The 23,749-nt window shown below is 36.9% G+C and carries 18 protein-coding genes; 12 read left to right on the top strand and 6 right to left on the bottom strand.

Annotated features, from left to right (window positions below; translation table 11 throughout):
• Positions 1 to 82: 82 nt before the first annotated feature.
• The gene (locus tag KS419_RS15220; RefSeq protein WP_217067254.1) at positions 83 to 229 is read left to right on the top strand and encodes a hypothetical protein; all 147 of its coding nucleotides are present in this window, start codon (positions 83 to 85) and stop codon (positions 227 to 229) included.
• Positions 230 to 258: 29 nt separating this feature from the next.
• On the opposite strand, the gene KS419_RS15215 is transcribed toward KS419_RS15220, so the two are convergent.
• Complete coding sequence (locus tag KS419_RS15215; RefSeq protein ID WP_217067253.1) at positions 259 to 1,704, bottom strand: DEAD/DEAH box helicase; 1,446 nt, start codon at positions 1,702 to 1,704, stop codon at positions 259 to 261.
• Between the two features lie 182 nt (positions 1,705 to 1,886).
• On the opposite strand from KS419_RS15215, the gene KS419_RS15210 reads away from it, so the two are divergent.
• Positions 1,887 to 3,290 carry an MDR family MFS transporter gene (locus tag KS419_RS15210; RefSeq protein ID WP_217067252.1) on the top strand — a complete coding sequence of 468 codons (1,404 nt, stop codon included), beginning with the start codon at positions 1,887 to 1,889 and terminating at the stop codon, positions 3,288 to 3,290.
• Between the two features lie 237 nt (positions 3,291 to 3,527).
• Positions 3,528 to 3,857 (top strand): toprim domain-containing protein, encoded by a 330-nt coding sequence (locus tag KS419_RS15205; protein WP_217067251.1) that lies wholly within the window; start codon positions 3,528 to 3,530, stop codon positions 3,855 to 3,857.
• A 37-nt stretch (positions 3,858 to 3,894) separates the two neighbouring features.
• On the opposite strand, the gene KS419_RS15200 is transcribed toward KS419_RS15205, so the two are convergent.
• A complete protein-coding gene (locus KS419_RS15200; RefSeq protein ID WP_246594198.1) occupies positions 3,895 to 5,244 on the bottom strand; it encodes a cytochrome P450 in 1,350 nt (449 codons plus the stop codon).
• 275 nt (positions 5,245 to 5,519) lie between these two features.
• Here KS419_RS15200 and KS419_RS15195 point away from each other — a divergent pair, with 275 nt between their 5' ends.
• The 3 genes from KS419_RS15195 to KS419_RS15185 all read left to right on the top strand — a co-directional run bounded on the left by KS419_RS15195 (position 5,520) and on the right by KS419_RS15185 (position 7,735).
• The gene (locus KS419_RS15195) at positions 5,520 to 6,032 is read left to right on the top strand and encodes a hypothetical protein (RefSeq protein WP_217067250.1); all 513 of its coding nucleotides are present in this window, start codon (positions 5,520 to 5,522) and stop codon (positions 6,030 to 6,032) included.
• A complete protein-coding gene (locus KS419_RS15190; protein WP_343215075.1) occupies positions 6,010 to 7,035 on the top strand; it encodes an alpha/beta fold hydrolase in 1,026 nt (341 codons plus the stop codon). Before KS419_RS15195 ends, KS419_RS15190 begins: the two co-directional genes overlap by 23 nt.
• A 244-nt stretch (positions 7,036 to 7,279) precedes the next feature.
• Positions 7,280 to 7,735, top strand: coding sequence for a VOC family protein (locus KS419_RS15185; RefSeq protein WP_217067249.1), 456 nt, complete (start codon positions 7,280 to 7,282; stop codon positions 7,733 to 7,735).
• Positions 7,736 to 7,813: 78 nt separating this feature from the next.
• Here the strand turns inward: KS419_RS15185 and KS419_RS15180 are convergent, their stop codons facing one another.
• Both KS419_RS15180 and htpX read right to left on the bottom strand, forming a co-directional pair.
• The gene (locus tag KS419_RS15180; RefSeq protein ID WP_217067248.1) at positions 7,814 to 9,190 is read right to left on the bottom strand and encodes an MFS transporter; all 1,377 of its coding nucleotides are present in this window, start codon (positions 9,188 to 9,190) and stop codon (positions 7,814 to 7,816) included.
• 393 nt (positions 9,191 to 9,583) lie between these two features.
• Entirely contained in the window at positions 9,584 to 10,501 is a 918-nt protein-coding gene (htpX, locus tag KS419_RS15175; RefSeq protein ID WP_217067247.1) for a protease HtpX, read from the bottom strand.
• A gap of 505 nt (positions 10,502 to 11,006) precedes the next feature.
• Here htpX and KS419_RS15170 point away from each other — a divergent pair.
• Together KS419_RS15170 and KS419_RS15165 are read left to right on the top strand one after the other, a co-directional pair.
• Positions 11,007 to 14,243, top strand: a complete 3,237-nt coding sequence (locus tag KS419_RS15170) for an immunoglobulin-like domain-containing protein (protein ID WP_217067246.1) — start codon at positions 11,007 to 11,009, stop codon at positions 14,241 to 14,243.
• Positions 14,244 to 14,758: 515 nt separating this feature from the next.
• Positions 14,759 to 15,733 (top strand): Gfo/Idh/MocA family protein, encoded by a 975-nt coding sequence (locus tag KS419_RS15165; RefSeq protein WP_217067245.1) that lies wholly within the window; start codon positions 14,759 to 14,761, stop codon positions 15,731 to 15,733.
• Between the two features lie 172 nt (positions 15,734 to 15,905).
• On the opposite strand, the gene guaC is transcribed toward KS419_RS15165, so the two are convergent.
• On the bottom strand, positions 15,906 to 16,889 hold the full coding sequence (gene guaC, locus KS419_RS15160) for a GMP reductase (RefSeq protein WP_217067244.1): 984 nt from the start codon (positions 16,887 to 16,889) through the stop codon (positions 15,906 to 15,908).
• Positions 16,890 to 17,094: 205 nt separating this feature from the next.
• Between guaC and KS419_RS15155 the strand changes: the two genes are divergently transcribed.
• Positions 17,095 to 18,768, top strand: a complete 1,674-nt coding sequence (locus tag KS419_RS15155) for a ribonuclease J (protein ID WP_217067243.1) — start codon at positions 17,095 to 17,097, stop codon at positions 18,766 to 18,768.
• A 153-nt stretch (positions 18,769 to 18,921) separates the two neighbouring features.
• On the opposite strand, the gene KS419_RS15150 is transcribed toward KS419_RS15155, so the two are convergent.
• On the bottom strand, positions 18,922 to 21,192 hold the full coding sequence (locus KS419_RS15150) for a putative bifunctional diguanylate cyclase/phosphodiesterase (RefSeq protein ID WP_217067242.1): 2,271 nt from the start codon (positions 21,190 to 21,192) through the stop codon (positions 18,922 to 18,924).
• A 232-nt stretch (positions 21,193 to 21,424) separates the two neighbouring features.
• Here KS419_RS15150 and KS419_RS15145 point away from each other — a divergent pair, with 232 nt between their 5' ends.
• The 3 genes from KS419_RS15145 (at position 21,425) to KS419_RS15135 (ending at position 23,690) form a co-directional block, all read left to right on the top strand.
• The gene (locus tag KS419_RS15145; RefSeq protein ID WP_217067241.1) at positions 21,425 to 22,117 is read left to right on the top strand and encodes an MBL fold metallo-hydrolase; all 693 of its coding nucleotides are present in this window, start codon (positions 21,425 to 21,427) and stop codon (positions 22,115 to 22,117) included.
• 21 nt (positions 22,118 to 22,138) lie between these two features.
• Entirely contained in the window at positions 22,139 to 22,765 is a 627-nt protein-coding gene (locus tag KS419_RS15140; protein WP_217067240.1) for a TetR/AcrR family transcriptional regulator, read from the top strand.
• A 151-nt stretch (positions 22,766 to 22,916) separates the two neighbouring features.
• A complete protein-coding gene (locus KS419_RS15135) occupies positions 22,917 to 23,690 on the top strand; it encodes a hypothetical protein (RefSeq protein ID WP_217067239.1) in 774 nt (257 codons plus the stop codon).
• Positions 23,691 to 23,749 lie beyond the last annotated feature (59 nt).

The following is a 23,749-nucleotide window of genomic DNA, read 5'->3' as shown; positions in this document are numbered from 1 at the left end:
AATTATCTTTTTCTATCTTCAGCGACGAGCGTTTACTTCAGTGACAGCACGCGAGAGATGCTGCCCTTGAGATAGTTTCCAGTTGTGTAGACGGACAGGAGGTCCTAATATCGGGCATGCCACAGGACGTGGCGCTTTGCCCGATGGACGGACAGGAGGTCCTAATATCGGGCATGCCACAGGACGTGGCGCTTTGCCCGATGGATCCACTTCTTTTAAATACGAGTAGAGGAAGACACATAGAGGCTTGCGCTTTTCTTATATCCTTGCTTGGTGAACTTTCAATTGTTTCCCTTTTATTGTTTTGTTTTTCATTTCCTTTAAAACAAAATCCCCTTTACCATTAAGAATCTCCACAAACGTGGACGTTTCCTGAATCGTGATGATACCAATATCATCAGCAGAGATTCCTGGCAAACTGGATATGGTTCCGACAAAATCAACGGCCCTCAGCTTTTTTCTCTTTCCTCCATTAAAAAATAACCTCATAATATTTTTATTTAGATTATCACTTTTGTCCTTCTTAATAATGGGAGGAGCATGCTTTTTGGCTTTAAATGCTGCCATACTTTGCTCTATCATTTCTTTGGAAGGACGATCTCGTTTTACTATTGAAAATCCCAAAAAACTCTCCAAATCTGTTAGATATTTTTTTTCTTTGGAAGTGATAAATGATATGGCATTTCCACTTTCCCCTGCCCGTCCAGTTCTTCCTGTCCGATGAACATATGTTTCTTCTTTGAAAGGAATATCATAATGAATGACGAGATTTATTTTTTCCACATCTATCCCTCTAGAAGCCAAATCAGTTGCAATAAGATAGCGGTACTTCCCACGCTTGAAGTTATTCATTACAGAAAAGCGCGTTTCTTGAGGGAGTCCACCATGCAATTTATCACATGAAAAACTTTGCTTTATTAACAATTCGTATAATTGATCAACATTTTGTTGTGTCCCACAAAAAATAATACAAGAATCGGGATTTTCGATGATTAGAACCTCTTTTAATAGTTGGTATTTAAACTCTTCCTCTACTTCATAAAAGTAATGTGTGATCCCACTTGATTCTTGCTCTGCTCTGGTAATCTCAATTTTTAAGGGATGATCCATATATTTTTGACTAAGTTCCTCCACTTCTTCCGTAATAGTTGCAGAGAATATGGAAGTGATTCTTTCCTTTGGCAAAGCTTCAATAATGTCTTTCACTTGATCAATAAATCCCATATTCAACATTTCATCTGCCTCATCGATAATTAAGTATTCTAGTTTATCAATAGGTAGAGTACCTTTTTGAATGTGATCTAATAATCTTCCCGGTGTCCCCACAACAATGTGATTTTTTTGCTTTAATTCTAATTTCTGTTTATGAAAAGGTTGTTTTCCAAAGATAGCGATTCCTTTAATTCTTTTAAATCTTCCAATATTGCTTATATCTTCTTTTACCTGGACAGCAAGTTCCCGTGTTGGAGTTAAAATTAATGCCTGAGGTCGATTTTCTTCCCAATTCACTTGCTCACATAAAGGGATAGCAAAGGAAGCAGTCTTACCACTCCCTGTTTGTGATTTAACGATAAGGTCCCGTCTCCTTAATGCATGTGGAATAACTTTCCGTTGTACTTCTGTGGGTTTGATATATTGAAGTTCAGTTAGCGCAAGTTGAATCTCATTACTAAGTGGGAATTGGTGAAAACTATCGATTGTCATCTGTATAACCTCATTTTTTAATGAATGTGTATTCTTTTTAATATCTTCTTTATGATGTTTATTGTGTCCATTTGATGGGGAAAAAGTCAAGAGTTTACAGGAAAGTAGACAATGTCACTTGACTAAGAGTAATTTATGGTAATATGGACATTAAAGGCATTTAATTAAGGAGAAATAGATACATGACTCGTTATCAATGGAATATTATTATTGCTTTACTTATTGCTACTTTTTTGGCAGCGATTGAAGTAACAGTTATCAGTACGGCGATGCCTGTGATCACACGTGATCTAGGAGGACTGGATCTCATCAGTTGGGTATTTGCAATTTACTTGTTGACTTATGCTGTAATGACTCCTATATTTGGAAAACTGGCAGATATATTTGGAAGAAAGAAGATATTTTTTACAGGGGCTATACTTTTCTTACTTGGATCTGCCTTATGTGGTCTATCTCAATCCATGGAACAGCTCATTCTGTTTCGCGCTGTGCAGGGAATTGGAGCAGGAGCCTTATTGCCAATGACTTTTACGATTGTAGGAGATGTGTTTTCCTATGAGCAGAGGGCAAAGGTCCAAGCCATTATAGGTTCCATTTGGGGAATAGCGGGCATTTGTGGTCCCTTGGTGGGCGGCTTTTTTGTGGATTTTATGACCTGGCACTGGATTTTTTATATTAATATTCCATTTGGTCTAGTTTCATTGTTTCTAATAGGCAAGTATCTTGAAGAAACAATTGAAAAGCGCAAGAGATCAATTGATTATGCAGGAGCATTCACTTTCATAATAGGGATGGGGACATTACTGTACGCCCTCTTATCGGGGGGGAATGAAATTGCATGGAATGACACGTTGATGTTTATCCTGTTGGGAATCTCTACGATCTTTATAGGTCTGTTTATCGTAATTCAATTTAAAGTACCAGACCCCATGGTGCCATTCCACTTATTTAAAAACCGACATCTGTTAATCGCAAATGGATGTGGATTATTAATGGGATCCATTCTTATTGGACTGACTGCTTATTTGCCACTTTGGGTACAGGGGGTCCTTCTGATGGCAGCAACAGCATCTGGCTTAACGTTAATTCCAATGTCGATTGGTTGGCCGTTAGGTTCATATATTAGTGGACAACTAATCGTTCGAATGGGGACAAAACCTCTGACGTTGACAGGAGTTTCTCTTATTGCACTCGGCACCTATTTCCTCAGTTTTATTTCACCTGAAACATCTAATGTAGTTTTAGTTATGATTATGTTTTTTATTGGATTAGGCTTTGGATTGTCTATGACCGTATATACTGTCATTGTCCAATCTTCTGTAGATTGGAATAATCGTGGTACTGCAGCATCTGCCAATGCCTTTATAAGGACGTTGGGTCAAGCCCTTGGAATCACAGTATTGGGAACCGTTTTGAATCAGCACATTAGTGGACATACCAACAATGGAACAGAAGTTGCTCCGGAACTTCTCTCCACAGGACTTCATTCTGTTTTTATTATATTGGCGATGTTAGCCAGCCTCTGTTTAATCGTTGCTCTCTTTTTGCCAAGAGAACAACCTGAGTTTGCAAAGGAGAAGGCATGATAGACATTAAGGTTTGATTAATTTAGGAAAGGGTCAATCACGGGAAATTTAAGTATATTATTAGTGATTATTTTTTATGAAAACTGTCAAGTTTCCAAAAGTACTGGGATGAAGGTCTACACCGATTGAACTAAGTAGTGATAAACCGGTATAATTAATTCATCGAACTCCATTTTTAACAGATAGATCGTGGAGTGATTTTCTTCCTTATTACTTGTGATACTGAGGTTGAGGTTTATGGTGGAAAAAGTGTTGATTGTGGAAGGATTAAATGATCGTAAACGGGTAAAGGAAGTTCTAGATGAGCATGTGGAGATAATTTGTACGAACGGTCCGTTAAGCGATGAAAAACTGGAGACTATGATTTTACCTATTGAATTTTTGGATGTCTACATCCTCGTGGATGAAGATGACGCAGGAATAAAGTTGAGGAAGCAGCTGAACAGGGAGTTGCCTAATGCTACCCATCTCTATACTCTTAAGGGATATGGGCAGGTTGAAACAACTCCCCACGATTATCTTACTCAAATATTAGGAGCATACTTTAAAGTGAGAGAAAAGTATTAAGAGGGATTGTACCTCTATAACTTCCATCTAAGATGAATTAACTTCTTTTTTCAAGTATTACGTTTATCCCCCCTTTTGGCCTTAGGGTTATGAGAGGTTGCGCTTTAATTGTCTGGTTTGATGGTGTCAGTTTTATTTTGAAATGGCGTGCAATACAAACTAGTACCAGTACGGCTTCCATTAGGGCGAAATGGTTTCCAATACAAACCCTTGGTCCCCCTCCAAATGGGAAATACGTATATGGGGGAAGTGTATCTGTAAATTGGTTTTCAAATCTTTCCGGAATAAAGTTATCAGGTTGGTCGAAATATTCCCTTCTTCGATGCATGACATATTGACTAATTAAAGTCATATCTCCCTTATTTAATTGAATTCCCCCTATGTTTACGGTTTTGTCCACTTGGCGTCCTATAACATATGCTGGTGGATAAAGACGAAGAGCCTCTGAAATAATGTTTTGAGCGTACGTTAATTCCTTGTAATGGTTAGGGGATAAAGGGTTACTCCCGATGACACTGTCAATTTCCCTGTGTAATTTTTTCTCCACTTCCGGATGTTGCGCCAATAAATAAAATGTCCATGACAATGCATTTGCTGTCGTTTCATGGCCTGCCAGGAATATGGTCATGAGTTCATCCCGCAGTTGTTGATTTGACATTACTTCTCCGTTACTATCATCTTTTGCATCCATTAAAACACCTAGTAAATCTTCAGATTTTCCTTTATGCGAACGACGGTTCTCTATAATGGAAAAGAGAACATGGTCAAGTTCGTCAATTGCCCTTTTATAATTACGATTCGTTTTTGTTGGGATCCAAAGGGGAAGTTGTGCTAATGACCTCATTCTTTTTACAGCGAGCTTCATAACCGTTTCTATTGGTGGGCCTATAACATCGTAACCTTCCTCCAAATTCATGTTGAACATCGTTTTCGAAATAATGCCTAGAGTGATATTCATCATGTCTTTTGATAAGACTCTTTCTTCCTTCTCTTTCCAACTCTTCATATATTCTTCGGTCGTTTTAATCATATCTTCGCCATAGGAGCGTATGTGTTCCCTTTTAAAATGTGGTTGAATAAGTCTTCGCTGTTTTAGATGATGTCCTTTTTCGCTTGTTAGAAGTCCTTCACCAATGATCGGTTTTAAAATGGTCAAATCTCTCGACTTAACGAAATTCTTTTGTTTAGTAACAAGTACTTGTTTAATCAATTCTGGATTGGAGATTAAATAGACGTCTTGAAATGGACCAAACTTGAACCGTGCAATCTCTCCATAGTCTTCTGCTAACTTTTGCATAAATTGAAGGGGATCTCTTTGGAAGTCTTTTAAATGACCAGAAATGAGATTTCCCTTTGGCCCTAGTTTTTCTGTTTTCTTCATTGACATTGGAATTCCCACCTTTTAAACCTCGAATCAATTATGTTAATTGACTTAAAAGAAGTTTTTCTGCCACTATCTTATGGTGTGATAAAGAAACTGCATGGGACAGGCGTGGAAATAGCCGTGAAATGGGGATTTTAATTGATTTGTTTAACCTAAGAATCTTTCAACATATGAAAGGCGAAGATATCATTTTTCGAACGGATGGATTTCAAATGTATATAAATATAGTAAAGCAATGGATTGGAAGATGGAATGATTATAGAAGGGAGAACTGGAGGATGAACAAAAAGAATCGTGGAATGAGTGAAAAATTAACATTACTTGGAATAAATTCGGAAGACTATATCAATCAAAATATTAAAGAATGGTTAAATAACGAGAAGGTTTTGGAGGTTACAAATAAAGGAATCCAAAGACATACTAAATTTGTGAAATTGATAAGGGAGTATATCGATCTTTTAGCCTTTCAATTAAACTTGCCAACGAAAAATGACGTGGCTAATGTGGCCAAATTGGCTGTTCAAATAGAAGAGAAAATAGATAATTTAGAAGAAAAATTATTAATCTTAACAAAGGAATTTAATAGGGGATCCGACTATGAAGAAAAGGAAGAGTTGCTGGAAGGGGATCATACAAAGAACACTGAGAATACTAACATGGAACTTAGACGAAATAGGGAAAAGATCAAACACAAATTACTTTTCAATAAATTAAGTGAAGAGGAGATAAAAGAGACATTAAGCACATTAGTCAGGAGGGGGGAGGGACGTGGCTACAGGTGGAAAATCTAATAGTAAGTGGGAGGTAATTCAATCAAAATTAACAACTCCAATGCCGCCAACTGGTCTAACAGAGAACGAAATCATTTGGAAGAAAAACAAAGCAAGACTATGTTACTATCCAGCCAAACAGAAAAAGTTCAAAACTCCGCTTTTTCTTGTTTACTCTTTAATAAATCAATCTTATATTCTTGATTTAGCACCTGGAATGAGTATGATTGAGGCATTTGTTGAACTTGGGTACGATGTGTATTTGCTAGATTTTGGGATACCTGGATTAGAAGATAGTGACACGTCTCTAGATGATTATATTGTGAAGTATATTGAAAAAGGAGTAAAAAGAAGCCTCTATCATTCCGGTGCTGAGGAAGTAACTCTTGTTGGCTACTGTCTGGGTGGTACACTGGCAACCATTTATGCCACTATCACAAAGACACCAATAAAAAACATTGTTTTATTTGCTCCACCACTGGATTTTGGACAAACACCTATTCCTTCTGAATGGGAGAAAGCATTAAGGTCTGGCGAATTTTCACTGGATTCCGTTATTGATGAGTATGGCATCATACCTCCGAAGATTGTGGAGCACGTGTTACGTCTTACAATAGCCCCTATCACCTATAGCTCCTATATATCTCTCATAAAAAGGGCAGATGACGAAGAGTATATAAAAAAATGGAAGTTATTTAACCGTTGGTTGAAAAGTCATATTCCCTTTGCTGGTGCAACTCTAAAACAATTGATTACCGATTTGGGTATAGATAATAAATTGATCAAAAATAAACTAATTATAGATGGAAAGTTAGCGGATTTAAAGAACATTAGTTCCAATCTTCTAGTAGTTTCCACAACAGATGATAAAATTGTTCCAGAAGAATTAACAAAATCAATTATTCCTTTAGTTTCCAGCAAAGATAAATTGTATAAACGGGTTAAAGGTGGTCATGTAACTCTCGCCTTAAAGGGAAAAATTCCAAGCTTTTTGGAGGAGTGGTTAGGGGAGAGGTCATCATAAGTTATGATCTATCATGGAACCGCGTTATCTTTTGATACTTTATCGTTTTCCGAAGTCTCATCTACTTAGAACAGCTTGCAAGAGCGGTTGAGTGGTGGGTAATTCAAGTATCTAACGTTGTTCCTTTTTTTTTGAGTAAAACAAGGAAAGCGCTTTCCAATTGTCGAATTTAATGATCAGGTAATGAATTATTTTAAGATAACTATTATAAGCAATCAAAAAACGAATAAAAAGGGGCAAAAAAATGGATAAGAATCTATTAGGTAATAATGTTATTGCTCAAATTGGAATTTTAGTTCATGATATTGAAAAAACATCACAAGTTTATGCTGAGTTTTTCGGGATGATGAAACCTGAGTGGAGTTTAACAGATGCAGTTGACAAGGCGAAAACAGAATATAAAAGTGAACCGACGGAGGCGCGGGCAAAACTGGCATTTTTTGATATGGGGTCACTGCAGTTGGAGTTAATTGAACCGGATGAGCACCCGAGTACATGGAGAGAACATCTAAATGAACATGGTGAAGGACCTCACCACATTGCTTTCTTCATTAAAGGTATGGAAGAGAAGGTTAAACTGCTTGAATTGAATGGAATGGCATTAACACAAAAGGGTGAATATACAGGCGGAAGATATGCTTATATGGATACGTTTAAAGAACTAAAGGTGATGGTGGAACTATTGGAGAATGATAATTAATATTATTTTAACCAACTCCTATCACATAAATGGAAACTGGAACCTTCCCTTTAGATAGGTTCCAGTTTTAATTAAAGTTTAAGCCTTCTGTTGTAGTTCTGCTAGGATAGTTGGGTATTGTTTATCTAATTTATACATCCATAGAAGAATGGCTTGAAGGACAGTTAGAAGTAAAGGAAGATGAATGTTTAGCACCATAATCATCTGGGAAGCAGAGGCAGCTTGTTCTGCAAGGCTACCTACGTAACCTCCAAATGCTAAAAGCCAACCAATGAGTGCTCCTCCGATGCCTGTACCCACTTTCATCCCGAAACTTGCTGCACTATTAACGAGGCCTGCTGTTCGGAATCCAGATTTCCATTGACCATATTCCGTTGTATCATTAATCATGGCATATAAAAACGTAATAATAGGTATAAGTCCAAAGCCTTGAATGACATTCCCCAATAAATAAATGGTTAGATTTGTAGGGTCAATGAGCTTAACAAGGGGACCGATTATGGCTACTAATGATACATAAAGTGCAATATTTCGTTTGCCATATTTTCCGACGAGCTTTCCTACAAAAAAGAAGCAGATTATGGTAGGGACAAATAAAGTGAGTGCAAATAAAGAAAAATAACTGCTGTTTCCTAAAACATAGGTAGCATAATATATTCCAGCACCAGATAATAAAGCGTTTAGGGTGTATGCTATAACACAATAGATTGTAATAATAACCCAATATTTATTTGTTAATAGTGCTTTAAATTCTGTTTTAAAAGGAACTCTTTCTTTAGGTTTATCAGTAACGACATCGACTCTTTCTTTTGTGGAACGAAAAGAAGTAGCGCAAGTAATTATGATGATCGATGCAATACCGATGGAAACAGCAGTCCATCCAAAACTGCCACCAATGGCACTGGCTATCGGTTCTGCTAAAGTCATTACTAAAATGGTACTTAACATGGTAAATACACCAGTGTAAATGTTTATCATAGATCTGCCCTTTTGGTCCTGCGTCATCAGACCGAGAAGAGTTTTATAAGGTATAGAAATGGCAGTATAGGTAAGGATTAGAAAAATATAAGTTACATAGGCATAAATTATCTTTCCAGTCATACTAATATCCGGAACTGCAAATAGGAGTATTCCAGAAATTGCAAATGGAAGACCCATCCAAAGGATCCACGGACGCGCTCTTCCGTGTTTTGTTTTCGTTCGATCAACAACAGATCCCATCCCAATATCCGTTATTCCATCTAAAAGGCGTGCAACAAGCATGAGCGTTCCCACAACTCCCGCAGAGATTCCAGCGAAATCTGTATAATAAAATGTCAAGAACGTACCTACCATTGTCCAAATCAAGATAATCCCAAAAAAACCTAGGCCATAATTCAACATTTCCATGTGACCTGGGGTTTCTTGTTGGAAAGGTTTTCTTTCTTTATTTAGCTGTGAATTATTTACTCCCATAACTTTACCTCCCTATTTTTGATAGCGCTTCCATAATTGTTTATAGTTGCAGGTATAGATGTGGTCTTAAAAGATGAGATTGCAGGTTATAACGTATTATATTCTATATGTTCTGAAAATTCAATAAACTAATTAAGGTATACGTCTTACGGAAAAAGGATTAAAAGGGTGAATAGAAGTTTCTCTAGTTTTAGAACACATAACTGGGGATTCTTCTTAAAAATCTTCGAGTTAGTAGAGTAATCAAGTACTAAAGTGGGAGAGACGTGTTAGCTTATTCAGGAAGATTTAATCTTGCAGGAAATAATGAGTTAACTAAAAAAATTAATTAATCTTGCACAACGTAAAGCACAAAAACTGCCCTTCAAAAGGCAGTTTTTGTGCTTTTCTTACTTATCTCTGCTCCAGTCTCGCAATGCGCTCATCTAAATCAGGATGGGATGAAAAAAGCTTTGAGATACCGCCTTTTCCACTAATCTTCATTGTTTGAATGGCAGCATCATCAGTACGGTCGCCGGAAACACTTGCACGGTTAACATGTGTTTTTAACGAACGAAGAGCATGTGCCATTTTGTCGCGTCCTGCTAAATCCGCACCTCCACGGTCTGCATGAAACTCCCGATGGCGCGAGTAAGCCATGACTACGATACTTCCAAGGATAGAGAATAAAATTTGGAAGATAATGATAGCGGCAAAACGAACAATCATCTGCATTTCGGAACGGACTAATCTTGATACAAGAATGGCAGCAATTCTAGCAAAAAAGACAACGAATGTATTCACAACACCTTGTAATAGTGTCATTGTAACCATATCACCATTTGCCACATGGGCAACTTCATGTGCAATAACGCCTTCTACGGCATCATCATCCATTGAGTTTAATAGTCCAGCTGAAACAGCAACGAGGGACCGCTTTTTAGAAGGACCAGTTGCAAAGGCGTTGACTTCAGGAGAATGATATATCCCAACCTCAGGCATGTGTGATAAACCAGCAGCACGGGAAAGACGGTGTACTTTTTCCACCACACGACGTTCCTGACCAGTTAATGGTTTATTTGGATCAAGTACTTTTACCTTCATCATTTTTTTGGCAATCCATCGGGACATAGCCAGGGAGATAAAAGCCCCCGAGAAACCGACAATAATACTGAATACACCTAAGGCAACCAGGTCAATTCCTAATCCAGGGCCACCAATGTCAAATTGAGATCCGACCCCTGTGTACATTGTAATTAAGGACCAAACGATCATGATTGTCGTCATTACTAGAATATTTGTTAGAATAAAAAATAATAATCTTTTTCCCATCTTACGCCTCCATTTTTCTAATATACTAATCTATTTTAACATGAAACAATTAAATAGAATACTGTTCCTTGAAATGAAAAAAGTAAAGGAAACATTTTACCTTTCTTATAGGATTTTTGAGCCTCCTAAAATTATATAAGGTAAGTGTTTGTACAAGACCATTGAGCTTATGGGTATATTCGTTAATGTTAAGATTTTATTAATTTTGGGGAATTGTTGACCCTATAAACGTAAAACGAAAAAATAAGAAATAAAGACTAATAGATTCCTGTTATTGGGAAACAACTCCTTGTTTTTTCCAATATATAGTTATTTAGGTGCGGAATAAAAGTACTGTTTTTTCGGTAGTTTCCTAATATTGTGGATGGTTTTCTAACATAACATTCGAAAATTCGGGAATTTAGAGACCTGATTTACATTATCAATTAAAACTTAACTTTAAAAACCGAATGAGGTCGTGCTATCCTTTTACTAGTTTCAAATACATGTTAATGGAGGTTAACAAATGAAAGGAACAGTAAAAAGCAAGAAATTATTCTCATTACTGCTAATTTTCACTTTATTTTTCTCATCATTCGGTAACATGGCCTATGCTTTACCTAATCATGTCCCAGATCAAGCAAAAAACAACGCCGCCAATCAAGTTAGGGATGTGGTTGTCACTCCACAGGAACTTGGTATAGCGCTGGGGGAATCGGCTCAGCTCGAAGCAGAAGTAACCTATTCCAATAATAAGACAAATACAAAGGTTGATTGGTCCAGTGAGGATACTGCCATTGCAACGGTTTCAAAAGACGGTGTTGTACAAGCATCCGGAACCGAAACAGGTATTGTCAATGTGACGGCAACAGGATCCAGGGGAAGAAGTGAAAAATCCGTTGACGTTCAGGTGTTTGTCTATGATCCGGAATCAAGCATCAGTGAATCTCGTACAAAAATGGGAGAAACGGTAACTGTCAAGGGAATTGTCAATGTGGACAACTATCAACTCCAAGCTGGTAATTTGAATGTTTATATTCAAGATCCTACTGGAGGAATCCAATTATTCAACTTCAACCCTCAAATTTTTCCAGATCTAAACGAAGGGGACTACATAGAAGTTACTGGAAGTGTGGGGGATTATAATGGTGTTACACAACTTACTGTTGATAATATAACCGTTTTAGGAACTAATAAAACGATTATACCAATAGAAGTTACAATTAATGATCTTATGGATACAGAAGTGGCAGAAGCGCTCCAAGGTCAATTAATTACATTTGAAGGATTTTTCCAGACGGTACCCACATACTTTAACGGAGGTGCCAACATTTCCGCTGTTGATGAGGATTTTAACACAATGGTGCTTCGGGTATGGGAAACCACAGGGATCGTTTTAGAAAACTTTGAACCGGATAACTGGTTTGTGAATACAGGCATCTTAAGTAAATATCAAGATATGTACCAACTGTTACCTCGAAAACAGAATGATATTGTGCTTTCAGAAGAGCAGAAGGATAAACCAACAACGAGAGATCGTGAGTTCGAAGTGACGGTTGAACGGGTTGTGGACGGGGATACGATTCGTATTGTGGAACCGGTATTTGGTGCCACTAATGTCCGTTTTCTCAACATGGATACGGCAGAAACATATCATGCTGTGCGGAATGATTTAGACCAGCACCAAATGGATCAAGGCATTCGTGCAGGTGAATATTTGAAAAATTATTTGAGCGACGGAGACCGTGTCATTGTCCGTCTCGGCGAAGAACCATTGGATACGTATGGCCGACTTCTTGCTGAAGTGATAACTCTAGATGGTGTAAATACAAATTTGGAAATGGTTCGACAAGGACAAGCACCAACATACTTTATTTATCCATTCGAAGATGAAAAAGTAGCAGAATATGCTGCTGCCGCGAAAGAAGCACGGGAAAATGAGCGCGGGATCTGGAATCCAGAAGACCCTCTATTGGAGGCACCGTTTGTATTCCGTGCCAGAGAACGGGGAGATGCAGGATTAGCACGTTATGTTGGGGATTTTGAAACGAGAGAATATGTCTTACCTGATCAATATGCAATTATTCCGTCTGAAAACAGAGTTTTCTTTTCAGAAGAGGAAGCAATTCATTTAGGATATACAAAGAAAGAACTTACAGGTGCAGAGCTTGCATTTGTAGATAAGAATTATGTCAAATTGAATGTACTGGCAAATCATAATATTACAAGACTAGTGGATGATATGACATTACCTGCTACGGGGCTGTTTGGTTCAGAAGTCGACTGGGAAAGCAGTGATCCAGATGTGATAAGTCACGATGGTGTGATTAATAAATCCCTGGAGGAACAATCGACCGTTACGTTAACAGGAACGCTTTCAAACGATGGTGCAGTAGACGTTCTCACTTTAGAAGTGACGGTTCTAGAACCGATTATTAACATTGTAAGATGGGATTTTGAAGATCAGTCTGAAGTTGCAGATGGAGGCCTTCCAGCGAATGCTACCCGGTCCATTTCAAGGGAATCTACAGTTAACCCCACATACCCGCAAGGAACAGGGGGTAGTGGCACATTTGCTTTGAATACAAATGGTTGGCATGACGGGGCAGACGCGAAATACTATGTAATAGACTTTGAAACACTAGGCTTTAAAAATATTAAACTCTCCTCTAGACAAATGGGTTCCAATACTGGACCAAGAGATTTCCAACTTCAATACAGTCTCGATGGAGTAAATTGGGTTGAGATAGGTCAAGAAATTACAGTTGCTAACAATTGGAACTCTGCTGTAATTACAGATCTTGAACTGCCTACCGAAACAGAGAACCAAGAGAATGTTTATGTTCGCTGGTTAATGACATCCAATACAAGCATCAATGGCGGTACGGTTGGATCTGGTGGAACTAGTAGAATTGATGACATTGTGATCACTGGTAATCCTACACCTCTCTCTGATGAATTAGCTGCAGAATTGGATAGCCGAAATCTAGAAATCGTCTATCAAGGGTCTGACGATAATACAAATGTAACACAAGATGTTTTACTTCCTGACACTGGGATAAACGGTTCAAGCATTAGCTGGTCTTCCAGTAATAATGCAGTTATTTCCGACAGCGGTGTTGTGACACAGCAAGAATTAGACACTGTAGTTATTTTGACAGCTGTAGTGACAAAAGGTTCTGTATCCGTAACAAAGACGTTTGAATTAACGGTTGTGGGGGAAAGTACATCACCACCTGTAGTAGTAGAGCCACTAATTGGTTATTGGGCGTTTAATACAAATGGATTTTCTAACATACTCACCAGTGGTCAAGATTTGGAAGCAGATGAAGGACTTGCGTTACTCAGAACAAACTTCACGAGTATCAGTGAATTCGCAGGAACAACCATAAATGCATTAGGGGGATATCCTGCCGGGGGGTCCTTGTCTTTAGTTGGGAATGCTAACAACAACAACTATGTGGAATTGGAATTTTCCACGCTAGGTCTGGAAGGGATTGAACTTTCCTTCGCCACAAGAGGTACAGGAACAGGCTTTAATGAGCATCAATGGATGTACTCCTTAGATGGGGAAAACTGGGTTGAGTTTGGTGAGAATACAGCTACTAGAAATACATCATTTCAATTAGAGACTTTGTCCCTCTCAAATGAGGTGAATAATAAAGAAACAGTTTTTGTAAGAGTGTATTTAGATGGTGCAACAAGCACGTCAGGTAATAACCGAATTGATAATCTTCAAGTTAATGGAACGGTGATCGAATAACATTTACAAAGCCCTCAAGTCGTAATGACTTGGGGGCTTTATTTAAATTCTCTATTTCCATTCAAACACATAAAAGGAAGAAGTATCAGTATCTACGCAGAAGATAAGTCTAAAAACAGAAGTAAATCCACCACTGTCATTGTAAAGTAAATACTGACGCTTCCACCCTCACCCCTGAAGTTGTGGGCTTTCCCGCTCTTTGAGTTCTGTTTAAATTGTTGGTGAAAAAATGAATATCTAGAGCCTGGATCCAACTGAAACCAAGCTTGTTTTAAAAGGAAATGATAAGTTTTGGTACCTTCAGTCATGTTGTCTATCTCTGGCGCTTTTACTATCCGAAATAAAAGATAATAGATAAATGGTAGAATGAGCAAAAATAAAGAGGATTCTTTTGTGCAATGAAGAATTAGTTCGAGAGGTTAGAAACGGAATCAAAAACTACTGGATGAATTGCACAAGAACTAAGAGTCTATTATCTAGTCTGTTTTTATTATTATAAAGGAGATTGATAAGTAATGAATGATAATAAAATAGTAAAAGTGGGGGTAATCGGAGTAGGGGCAATTGGTAAGGGGATGACAGAAGTGTTTAATGAGCATCGGCACACAAAAGTTACTGCTATTTGCGACGTTGCTCAAGATATAGTGGAAAAGAAGGCCAAGGATTTAGGAGGAATTTATTGGACAACGAACTATAAAGAACTGCTGGAACAAGATGTCGATCTTGTATACGTTGCAGTTCCCCCTGCACTACATTATTCCATCGTAATGGATATATTGGACAGTGGAAAACATGTATTATGTGAAAAACCCCTTGCTAACTCGTTGGAGGAAGCTGGGGAGATGGTAAAAAAAGCAGAAATAACTGGCCTTGTGAATGCTGTCCACTATCCACTTAGTTACATCAATAATATCAAAGCCTTATCTCAACGTATGGAAGAGGGATATTTAGGGAAAGTGAGAAGAGTGGAATTAGAGATGCGCTTTCCTCAATGGCCAAGGAAATGGCAACAGAACAATTGGATAGCAACAAGGAAGCAAGGTGGATTCGTTTTTGAAGTTGCAGGTCATTTTATCCAGCTTATTCATCAGTTATTTGGCAGATTAACTGATATTGAAAGTATAATGGAACTACCAGAAGACCCAACTGCCTGTGAGACAGGTATTATTGCACAGATGAAGTTGGAGGATGGCACACCAGTATTAGTGAACGGAATCAGTCAAATTGCTGGTGAACAGGAACAAAGTATATCTTTGACAATTTATGGAACAAAAGGAACACTTGCATTAGTAGATTTAGATAAACTGTACGGTGGAAAAGTAGGGGAAGCCTATAAAGAACTGCCTGTAAGCAAGGATAAATCATTCTGGGATGAATTTATCCAAAACCTTGTGAATGCTATAAATGGAGAATCAGCTGAAATAATAGATTTTTATCAAGGGTATGAGGTTCAAAAAGTGTTGGAATCGCTGAGGAAAACAAACTATTGATTGTTGTGGAGAATGTTAGGTGGGGTGGGGTTCTGTCCTGTCGACTGGACCATGTTAGTTATTAACTTAAAATAAAAAAGTAAGTAGCATGTTAAAGGATTATAGAAATGACACATTAAAAAAGGTGCCCAAAATACCAGGATTTATCTTGGTATGAGCACCTTTTCTTTTTTTAATACACTTTATCTCCGTTAAAAATGGAGTTCTTTACGACCACATAATCCACGTGGCGAATTGCATCCAACTTATTTCCCCCAGCATAGGATATGGAAGACTGAAGATCCTGCTCCATTTCTATCAATGTATCCTTTAAAGAGCCTTTGTGCTCCACAAACATTTTCTTTCCTTCCACATTTTTTCTTTCCCCTTTTTGGAACTCGGATGCGGAACCGAAATATTCCTTAAAGCACTTGCCGTCTTTTTCAACGGTTTCTCCGGGAGATTCTTCATGTCCTGCAAAAAGGGAACCAACCATGACCATGGATGCCCCAAATCTAACGGATTTTGCAATATCACCATGAGTTCGGATTCCTCCGTCTGCTATGATTGGTTTACTTGCTGCTTTAGCACACCATCGGAGAGCAGCTAATTGCCATCCACCAGTACCGAATCCAGTTTTAATTTTTGTTATACAAACTTTTCCAGGTCCAATCCCAACTTTTGTGGCATCTGCACCTGCGTTTTCTAATTCTCTGACTGCCTCTGGTGTTCCCACATTTCCAGCAATGACAAAACTGGCAGGTAATCGTTTTTTAATATACTGAATCATATCAATAACTGCGTTTGAATGTCCATGCGCAATATCGATGGTTATAAACTCAGGTGAAAGATTTTGATCAGCAAGATCTTGGACAAACTGGTATTCACCTTCCTTAACCCCTACACTGATGGACGCGATTAATCCCCGTGCTTTCATTTCTTTAATAAATACTGTTCTTTTTTCCGGTTGAAAGCGATGCATGATATAAAAATAACCATTTTCAGCTAAGAAGATTGCGATTTTTTCATCAATGATCGTTTGCATATTCGCCGGGACGACAGGTAACTTAAAGGTATGACCTCCGAACGCTATACTTGTATCACATTCTGAGCGGCTTTTAACAATACTTTTTGCAGGAATCAATTGAATATCTTCGTAATCAAATACGTTATCCATGTACTACACCCCTAAATACGAATAATTAAATATAAAATGAAATAAAATGTTCGCCCTTCGGTAATTTACATTATTTCTTCTAGTATGTCAATATTTTTATCTATGTACCCATTTATAACTTTCACATCTAAAACATTTACCATCTGATAATGAAAGTGGAAACGGGTCATACTAAATTTAAATTAACATCGGTGGAGGGATTAAGGTGAGTACAAAAGAAGAGGCTTTATCGGTATTTGCCCTTGGTGGATTACATGAAATTGGTAAGAATATGTATGCGATACAATATGGAGAGGATATTGTAATTATAGATTGTGGTAATAAATTTCCAGATGAAAGCTTGTTAGGAATTGATTTAATTATTCCTGATATTACATATTTATTAGAGAACAAAAATAAAGTGAAAGCATTAATTGTTACACACGGACATGAGGATCACATAGGTGGAATACCATTTTTCTTAAAAAAATTAAATATTCCGGTCTATGCCACACGTTTTACTCTAGGGCTTATTGAATTAAAACTAAAAGAACATAAGATTTTTCGTGAATCAGAATTAAATGAAATAAATGCCAAGTCTAAGCTGACTTTTAATAATATTTCCATTGATTTTTTTAAAGTGACACACAGTATTCCAGATTGTTTAGGTATCGTTTTCAGAACACCAGAAGGAAACATTGTACATACTGGGGATTTCAAGTTTGATTATACACCTGCGAAGAACGAGCATTCCGATATTCATAAAATGGCTGAGATCGGAAAAGAAGGGGTACTTCTTCTTTTGTCGGAAAGTACGAACGCGGAAAGAAGAGGGTCAACACCAACAGAACAAATTGTAGGAGAACATGTGGACGAGGCATTTATAAAAGCGGACAGGAAGGTAATTTTGTCAACATTTGCATCAAATATTAGCAGGGTTCAGCAAGTGGTGGACGCAGCTCAAAAAACACAACGTAAGCTTGCACTTCTCGGTCGAAGCATGGTAAATGTCGTTCAAGTGGCAATGGAACGGGGGTACTTAAGTGTACCTGACGGAATGTTAATTGACCAGAATCAAATCAATGATCTTCCTCCTGAAAAGGTGGCCATCTTATGTACTGGTAGTCAAGGAGAACCAATGGCAGCACTTTCCAGGTTGTCAACGGGAAATTTCCGTGGTGTAGAAATATTAGCAGGGGATACGGTGATATTAGCAGCAGGTCCTATTCCTGGAAATGAAAAAGCAGTGACTCGAATTGTAGATAATTTATTTACCATAGGGGCAAAAGTAATCTATGGTTCCGGAAGTTCATCGGGGATGCACGTATCTGGTCATGGTTATCAGGAAGATTTAAAACTGATGTTAACATTAATGAAACCAAAGTATTTTATCCCAATTCATGGAGAGTATCGAATGCTCCATCATCATCGGCTTTTAGCCGAATCAGTAGGTGTTGAACTAGGAAATACTTTTATTATCAATAATGGTGATGTAGTAGATATTAAACATGGAGAAGCACGGCAAACAAGGAAGGTGGAAACAGGGAATACGTATGTGGATGGAATTGGTGTTGGTGAGGTCGGTGATATCGTTTTACGTGACCGGAAACAATTATCGGAAGACGGAATGCTCATTATGATTTTAACAATGAGTAAATCAGAAAAGAAACTTGTCTCTAATCCAGATACTATTTCCAGGGGATTTATCCATATGAAAGAATCGGAAAAGCTGTTAAATGACATCAACGATCTTATTAAAAAGACAGTAAACGAACTTCCAGAATCAAGTAGAAATGAGTGGCATGTCATTAAAAAACATCTTAAAAGGACAGTGGGGCAATACATCTTTTCACATATAAAGAAAAAACCTATGATTTTGCCTGTCATTATTGAGGTTTAATAATATAAGATAGGAGTGTAAACTTGCAAAATCATTATCTGGAAAAATGTTTGTAACCTGAAGATAGGCTGAATACAATGCTTAAGCAATTGTTTATAGTAGTAAGACCTCCAGTTCTATATGAACCTGGAGGCCTTTTGACATTTTACAATTCTAGTCTTCACGTATTTTAGTACGAATTAATAACTGTTCGAAACCTTTACCTGAAACAGGTTTTTGAAAATAATAGCCCTGTCCAAGGGTACAATTTAATTTTTTGAGCGTTTCTAACTGACAATATTTTTCTACTCCTTCTGCAACTATTGTGAGATTTAAATTCAAACCCATTTCTATAATAGCTTTCACCATAGATTCGCTAGTATGCTCTTCAAGGTCATCAATAAATGATTTATCAATCTTTATAGTATCTATAGGCATTTTTTTTAGAATATACAAAGAGGAATATCCAGTTCCAAAATCATCGATGGCAGTTTTAACTCCATATTCCCTTAATTCATTTAGAACGTTTGTGGATGTTGTTACATTTTTCATGATACTTTCTGTTATCTCCAATTTTAAAAACGGAGGATCTAGGCCTGTTTGTTCAATAATCGTTTTAATTGTATGAACAAAATTTCTGTGTTCAAACTGAAGAGGTGATACATTAATAGATAAAACTGTAGTTGGAAAGCCCATTTCATGCCAAACTTTTGTTTGTTTACATGCTTGTTCTGTAACCCATGTTCCAATGGAAACAATCTGGCCTGTATCCTCTGCAATTGGAATAAACTCTGTTGGAGAAACGGAACCTAATGAAGGGTGGTTCCAACGCAACAAGGCTTCCATTCCGAAGAGTTCACCTGAATCAATATGAAATATTGGTTGATAATAAAGAGAAAATTGTTTTCTTTCAATAGCTTTTCGAAGTTCATTTTCAATGTATAAATTCCGAGACATTACTTTATTTACGTCTGAATCATGGAATTCATAATTATTTCTTCCCTTTTCTTTTGCGATGTACATTGCAGCATCAGCGCACTTTAATAGCGAATGGATGGAATCCCCATCTTGAGGATAGGTACTGATTCCAATACTTGGGGTTACAGTAATTTCATGATTCCCAATGTAAAAGGACTTTGAAAATTTTTCAATAATTTTTTCGGATGTTTCTATACATTCTTTGCTAGAACTTTCGGTAAGAACGATAACAAATTCATCACCGCCGATACGGTAGATTTGATCCGTGGTTTTAAGAGATGACCTTAGGCGTCCTGCTGCCTTTTTTAGTAACCGATCTCCTACATAGTGTCCGAGTGTGTCGTTCACATTTTTAAATCGATCTAGGTCTAATAATAAAATTCCCACCTGGGTCTCGTTTGATTTCGCATATTCCAATGCTGTTACTAAGTTTGTTTTGAAACTTGTCCGATTTGACAACCCGGTCAATGGGTCATGATATGCTAGTTCTCGATATTTTTCCATTAATGTTTTGTTTCTTTTTATAATGATACGGTGTCTTGTTATGATCATAAAAAAGATACTAGTTAAACCGATACTCAGTACGTTATATTTCCATTCATAGCTTTTAAATACCATTATGAACAGAATAATCGTACTTATGTATGGGATGTAAGTTTCCGATCCTGATACATGTTCTTTTATTTTCCATTCAGATTGTCTTGATGAAAAGGATCCAGCAAGAGTACCAGTTAATCCAATAATCATCATAGATAAAAACCAGAAAAGATCAAAAATAGATCCTAAATAGTATATATTGTTTAGTGCCAAAATGGAAAAACCAAAAACTGCAATAATATGAATCATAAAAGAAAACACTAAAATATGAATTACTTTTCTTTCCATACGGCTGCTATAGCGTGATAAATAATATAAATAGGTGATAAAAAATAAAATACATAAGTTAATGATCTGTGAAGACAAACTTAAGAACGTAATATAAAAAGAGTTATACGTAAGCCTCATAATTGGTTCCACAAGATAGTAGATACTAATGACAACAGCTGCACCCATTAATACAATGATGTCAAAAAATTGAGGGTTATTAAAAAAGGAGATACCTGTAAGTTTAGTTTTATATAACAGCGAACTCAAAAAAAAGAAATACCCAATAACCCATAATGTGAAGGAAACGACTGAGGGCTCCATAGAATTATAAAGTAAAAGGGATAAAAACGATGTTACGTAACCCGAGATATAAACAAGTATGCCCAAACCTAACTGTAACCAAAACAATCGAGAACTATCTTTAGTTGATTTAAATGCTCTATAGGTCCACTGGAGTGCCACTAGCCCTCCTAAAAATGAAATCAAGGAAACCCCAATCATTCTCCACCAAGCGCTATCATGAAAAGCAACCATCCAAGAAACTAAAAAAATGACAGATATAAGAATAAAAAGTTTTGCTGATTTATAGGAGTGAAACATTGACGTCCCTCACATTAATAGATTTTTAGTATCATCGATGAAAATGATAAAGCAGTTATATATTACCATTTGCTTCTTAGGATAAATAGTGCCTTTTCTCTAAATTTTAGCTAACATGGAGGTTTTACTACAAAAATGATAAATAATTATTGCACAAGGGGAATCTATTTGATATATTATAACCATCGGTTAGTAACCGGTGGTTACCGTTAAATATAGAGGAGAGAGAATCATGAAGATAAAGAAAATATCAGAAAATGTTTGGAAATTAAGTATTTGGATGATACTTCCAATGAGTGTTTGGATCGTAAGGGAAGAAGATGGGGTTACCTTGATTGATTGTGGATTAAAGTCGATGACGAATCGAATTTTAAAATTTATTGATTCATTAAATGCCGGGCCACTGAAGAGAATTCTACTTACTCACGGACATTCTGATCACATAGGTGCTCTTCAAGGAATATTAGAAAAAAAATCGGTTAATGTTTATGTCCATGGTTTGGAAATCCCATACATGGAAGGAGAACTCCCTTATCCAGGAAGAAAAAAAGCAACAAAAGTAGTGATGGATGGAGTGCTAAAAGCATTAGAGGAATCGGATAATAAAATGGAGATTATTGGTGACTTAGTTCCATATCATACACCTGGTCATTCACCTGGACACGTGGCATACTATCATGCAAAAGACAATATATTAATAAGTGGTGATTTATTTACCTCTAATTCAAATGGAATTAACCGTCCCATACCAATGTTTACAGCAGATATGAAACAGGCTATTATAAGTGGAAAAATTGTAAAGGAACTTAAACCAAAATTAGTTAGTGTTTGTCATGGAATGGATGTCAGTGAACCGGATAAACAATATGATGCATATGCCACTAAATGGCTAAAAATGAATGAAAAAAAAGGTGCCTTAATGTAGTAACGGAAGGATAGAATTAGAATGATAAACAAGAATCAGCAGAAGTCTACCCTAACAAAAGAGAGAATATTAAATGCAGCAAAAAAATTATTTGCTGAGAAAGGATTTTCTTCTGTGACAATCCGGGAGATTGCCAAGGAGGCAGGATGTTCACACACTGCAATTTATATTTATTATAAAGATAAAGAAACACTACTTGAGAAGATATCCATACCACCTCTGGAAAGTTTATATCATGGGACAAAGAATATACTAGAAAAAGAAACGGATCCTCTTCTTGCTCTCAAAGTGACATGTTCTAAATTTGTAGAATTCGGCATTTCAAATCGGAATATGTATCTTCTTTACTCCACAACCAGGGGGGAAAGGGTAGACCTGGAAAAAACAAGGTTAGAGGTGAATCAATTAAGGAATCAAATATTTAATCTATTGAGGCTTTCATTGAAACAGGTGCTGATAGAGGTAGATGAACAGGAACTTCTTACCATCTCTAGAATCGTTTTTTATCAGGTCCACGGTGTGATAATGACTTACATTGAAAGTAATGAGCCAGTGGAATCTATCCTAGAACGGATTTATCCCGTTGTTTCCAAATCAGTTGAACTGATCGTTCGTGGATTCGAATCTTTTCAAAAAGATGGGGAATAATTTTAATTCAAATCCAATGAAGAACCGATGATATTTGCATCGGTTTTTTTCTTTAGCATGTACTTCCTTCCTGTAGTATCAAAGCAAGGTTTATTTAGTAAATATATGATAAACTAGATTACGAGAACGAACAGTGAAAGGTTGTGATTAGGTGTTTAATCGTTCCACATTACATATCAAAAAGAAAGCAAAAAAATACAAAAGCTGGATAGAAAAAGTATCCATTTATCCGTATCCCTATGAGATATCCGGAAGGAACTATTATTTAGTTGATTATATAAGGCTTAACCAGCCAGTTGCTTCTGCTGTGATCTCAGACGTGGAAGAAGTGTTTCATGATGCAAAAAAGGCGCACAAGTATTTATATCAATTCTATCGTTTGTCAGAGAAAATACTGGAAGAAGGACGAATGCGTGCTCACGTAAACCTGGATTTCTTTCGGGTCCCATTGGCAAAAATGGATGATCATCCAAACCCCCATTGGGGTGATGGCTATAAGTTCATTAAGAAACTGCTTGGATATCAATTGACGTTGCGTAAGACATATGAAGATTTTTGGGATCACATAAAGGACAGAAAAGAAAAAAACCTGCCATTAGCAGAAGCTGAACTTGAACTTGCGATATATACAGCTGCAAAATTAGAAACGATCCAATTTCATGTTGTTTTTGAGTTGTCACGCAATATGGATGTACTTCTTCAATGGAAAGAGAAAATGGAGGAAACAAGTCTATGGAAGGATTTGAAACGAGAACAACAGGTGTTTTATACACAGTTAATGCAGAACGATGAATTTTTAAAAAACGAAGCCAAAAAAGTTAAAAGTGAGAACTTGGATGAAGCGTTAAAGATCAACAAAAAATCAATGAAATATTATATGTTAAAGGAACAAAAATCAGATGAAGAGATACTGCGTTTTCCTTAAGCCCTCCCATATTTCAATAAACAACCTAAATAATACTGTTTATCATAGGGAACAATGGT

The organism is Evansella tamaricis (assembly GCF_019042215.1).
GTDB lineage: Bacteria > Bacillota > Bacilli > Bacillales > Salisediminibacteriaceae > Evansella > Evansella tamaricis.
This window is presented reverse-complemented; position numbering and strand designations above follow the sequence as displayed.

Excerpts from the sequence above, each read along its gene's own strand:
- KS419_RS15215 (WP_217067253.1), bottom strand. The coding sequence starts at position 1,704 with ATGACAATCGATAGTTTTCACCAATTCCCACTTAGTAATGAGATTCAA.
- KS419_RS15210 (WP_217067252.1), top strand. The coding sequence starts at position 1,887 with ATGACTCGTTATCAATGGAATATTATTATTGCTTTACTTATTGCTACT.
- KS419_RS15205 (WP_217067251.1), top strand. The coding sequence starts at position 3,528 with ATGGTGGAAAAAGTGTTGATTGTGGAAGGATTAAATGATCGTAAACGG.
- KS419_RS15200 (WP_246594198.1), bottom strand. The coding sequence starts at position 5,244 with ATGTCAATGAAGAAAACAGAAAAACTAGGGCCAAAGGGAAATCTCATT.
- KS419_RS15195 (WP_217067250.1), top strand. The coding sequence starts at position 5,520 with ATGAACAAAAAGAATCGTGGAATGAGTGAAAAATTAACATTACTTGGA.
- KS419_RS15185 (WP_217067249.1), top strand. The coding sequence starts at position 7,280 with ATGGATAAGAATCTATTAGGTAATAATGTTATTGCTCAAATTGGAATT.
- KS419_RS15180 (WP_217067248.1), bottom strand. The coding sequence starts at position 9,190 with ATGGGAGTAAATAATTCACAGCTAAATAAAGAAAGAAAACCTTTCCAA.
- htpX (WP_217067247.1), bottom strand. The coding sequence starts at position 10,501 with ATGGGAAAAAGATTATTATTTTTTATTCTAACAAATATTCTAGTAATG.
- KS419_RS15170 (WP_217067246.1), top strand. The coding sequence starts at position 11,007 with ATGAAAGGAACAGTAAAAAGCAAGAAATTATTCTCATTACTGCTAATT.
- KS419_RS15165 (WP_217067245.1), top strand. The coding sequence starts at position 14,759 with ATGAATGATAATAAAATAGTAAAAGTGGGGGTAATCGGAGTAGGGGCA.
- guaC (WP_217067244.1), bottom strand. The coding sequence starts at position 16,889 with ATGGATAACGTATTTGATTACGAAGATATTCAATTGATTCCTGCAAAA.
- KS419_RS15150 (WP_217067242.1), bottom strand. The coding sequence starts at position 21,192 with ATGTTTCACTCCTATAAATCAGCAAAACTTTTTATTCTTATATCTGTC.
- KS419_RS15145 (WP_217067241.1), top strand. The coding sequence starts at position 21,425 with ATGAAGATAAAGAAAATATCAGAAAATGTTTGGAAATTAAGTATTTGG.
- KS419_RS15140 (WP_217067240.1), top strand. The coding sequence starts at position 22,139 with ATGATAAACAAGAATCAGCAGAAGTCTACCCTAACAAAAGAGAGAATA.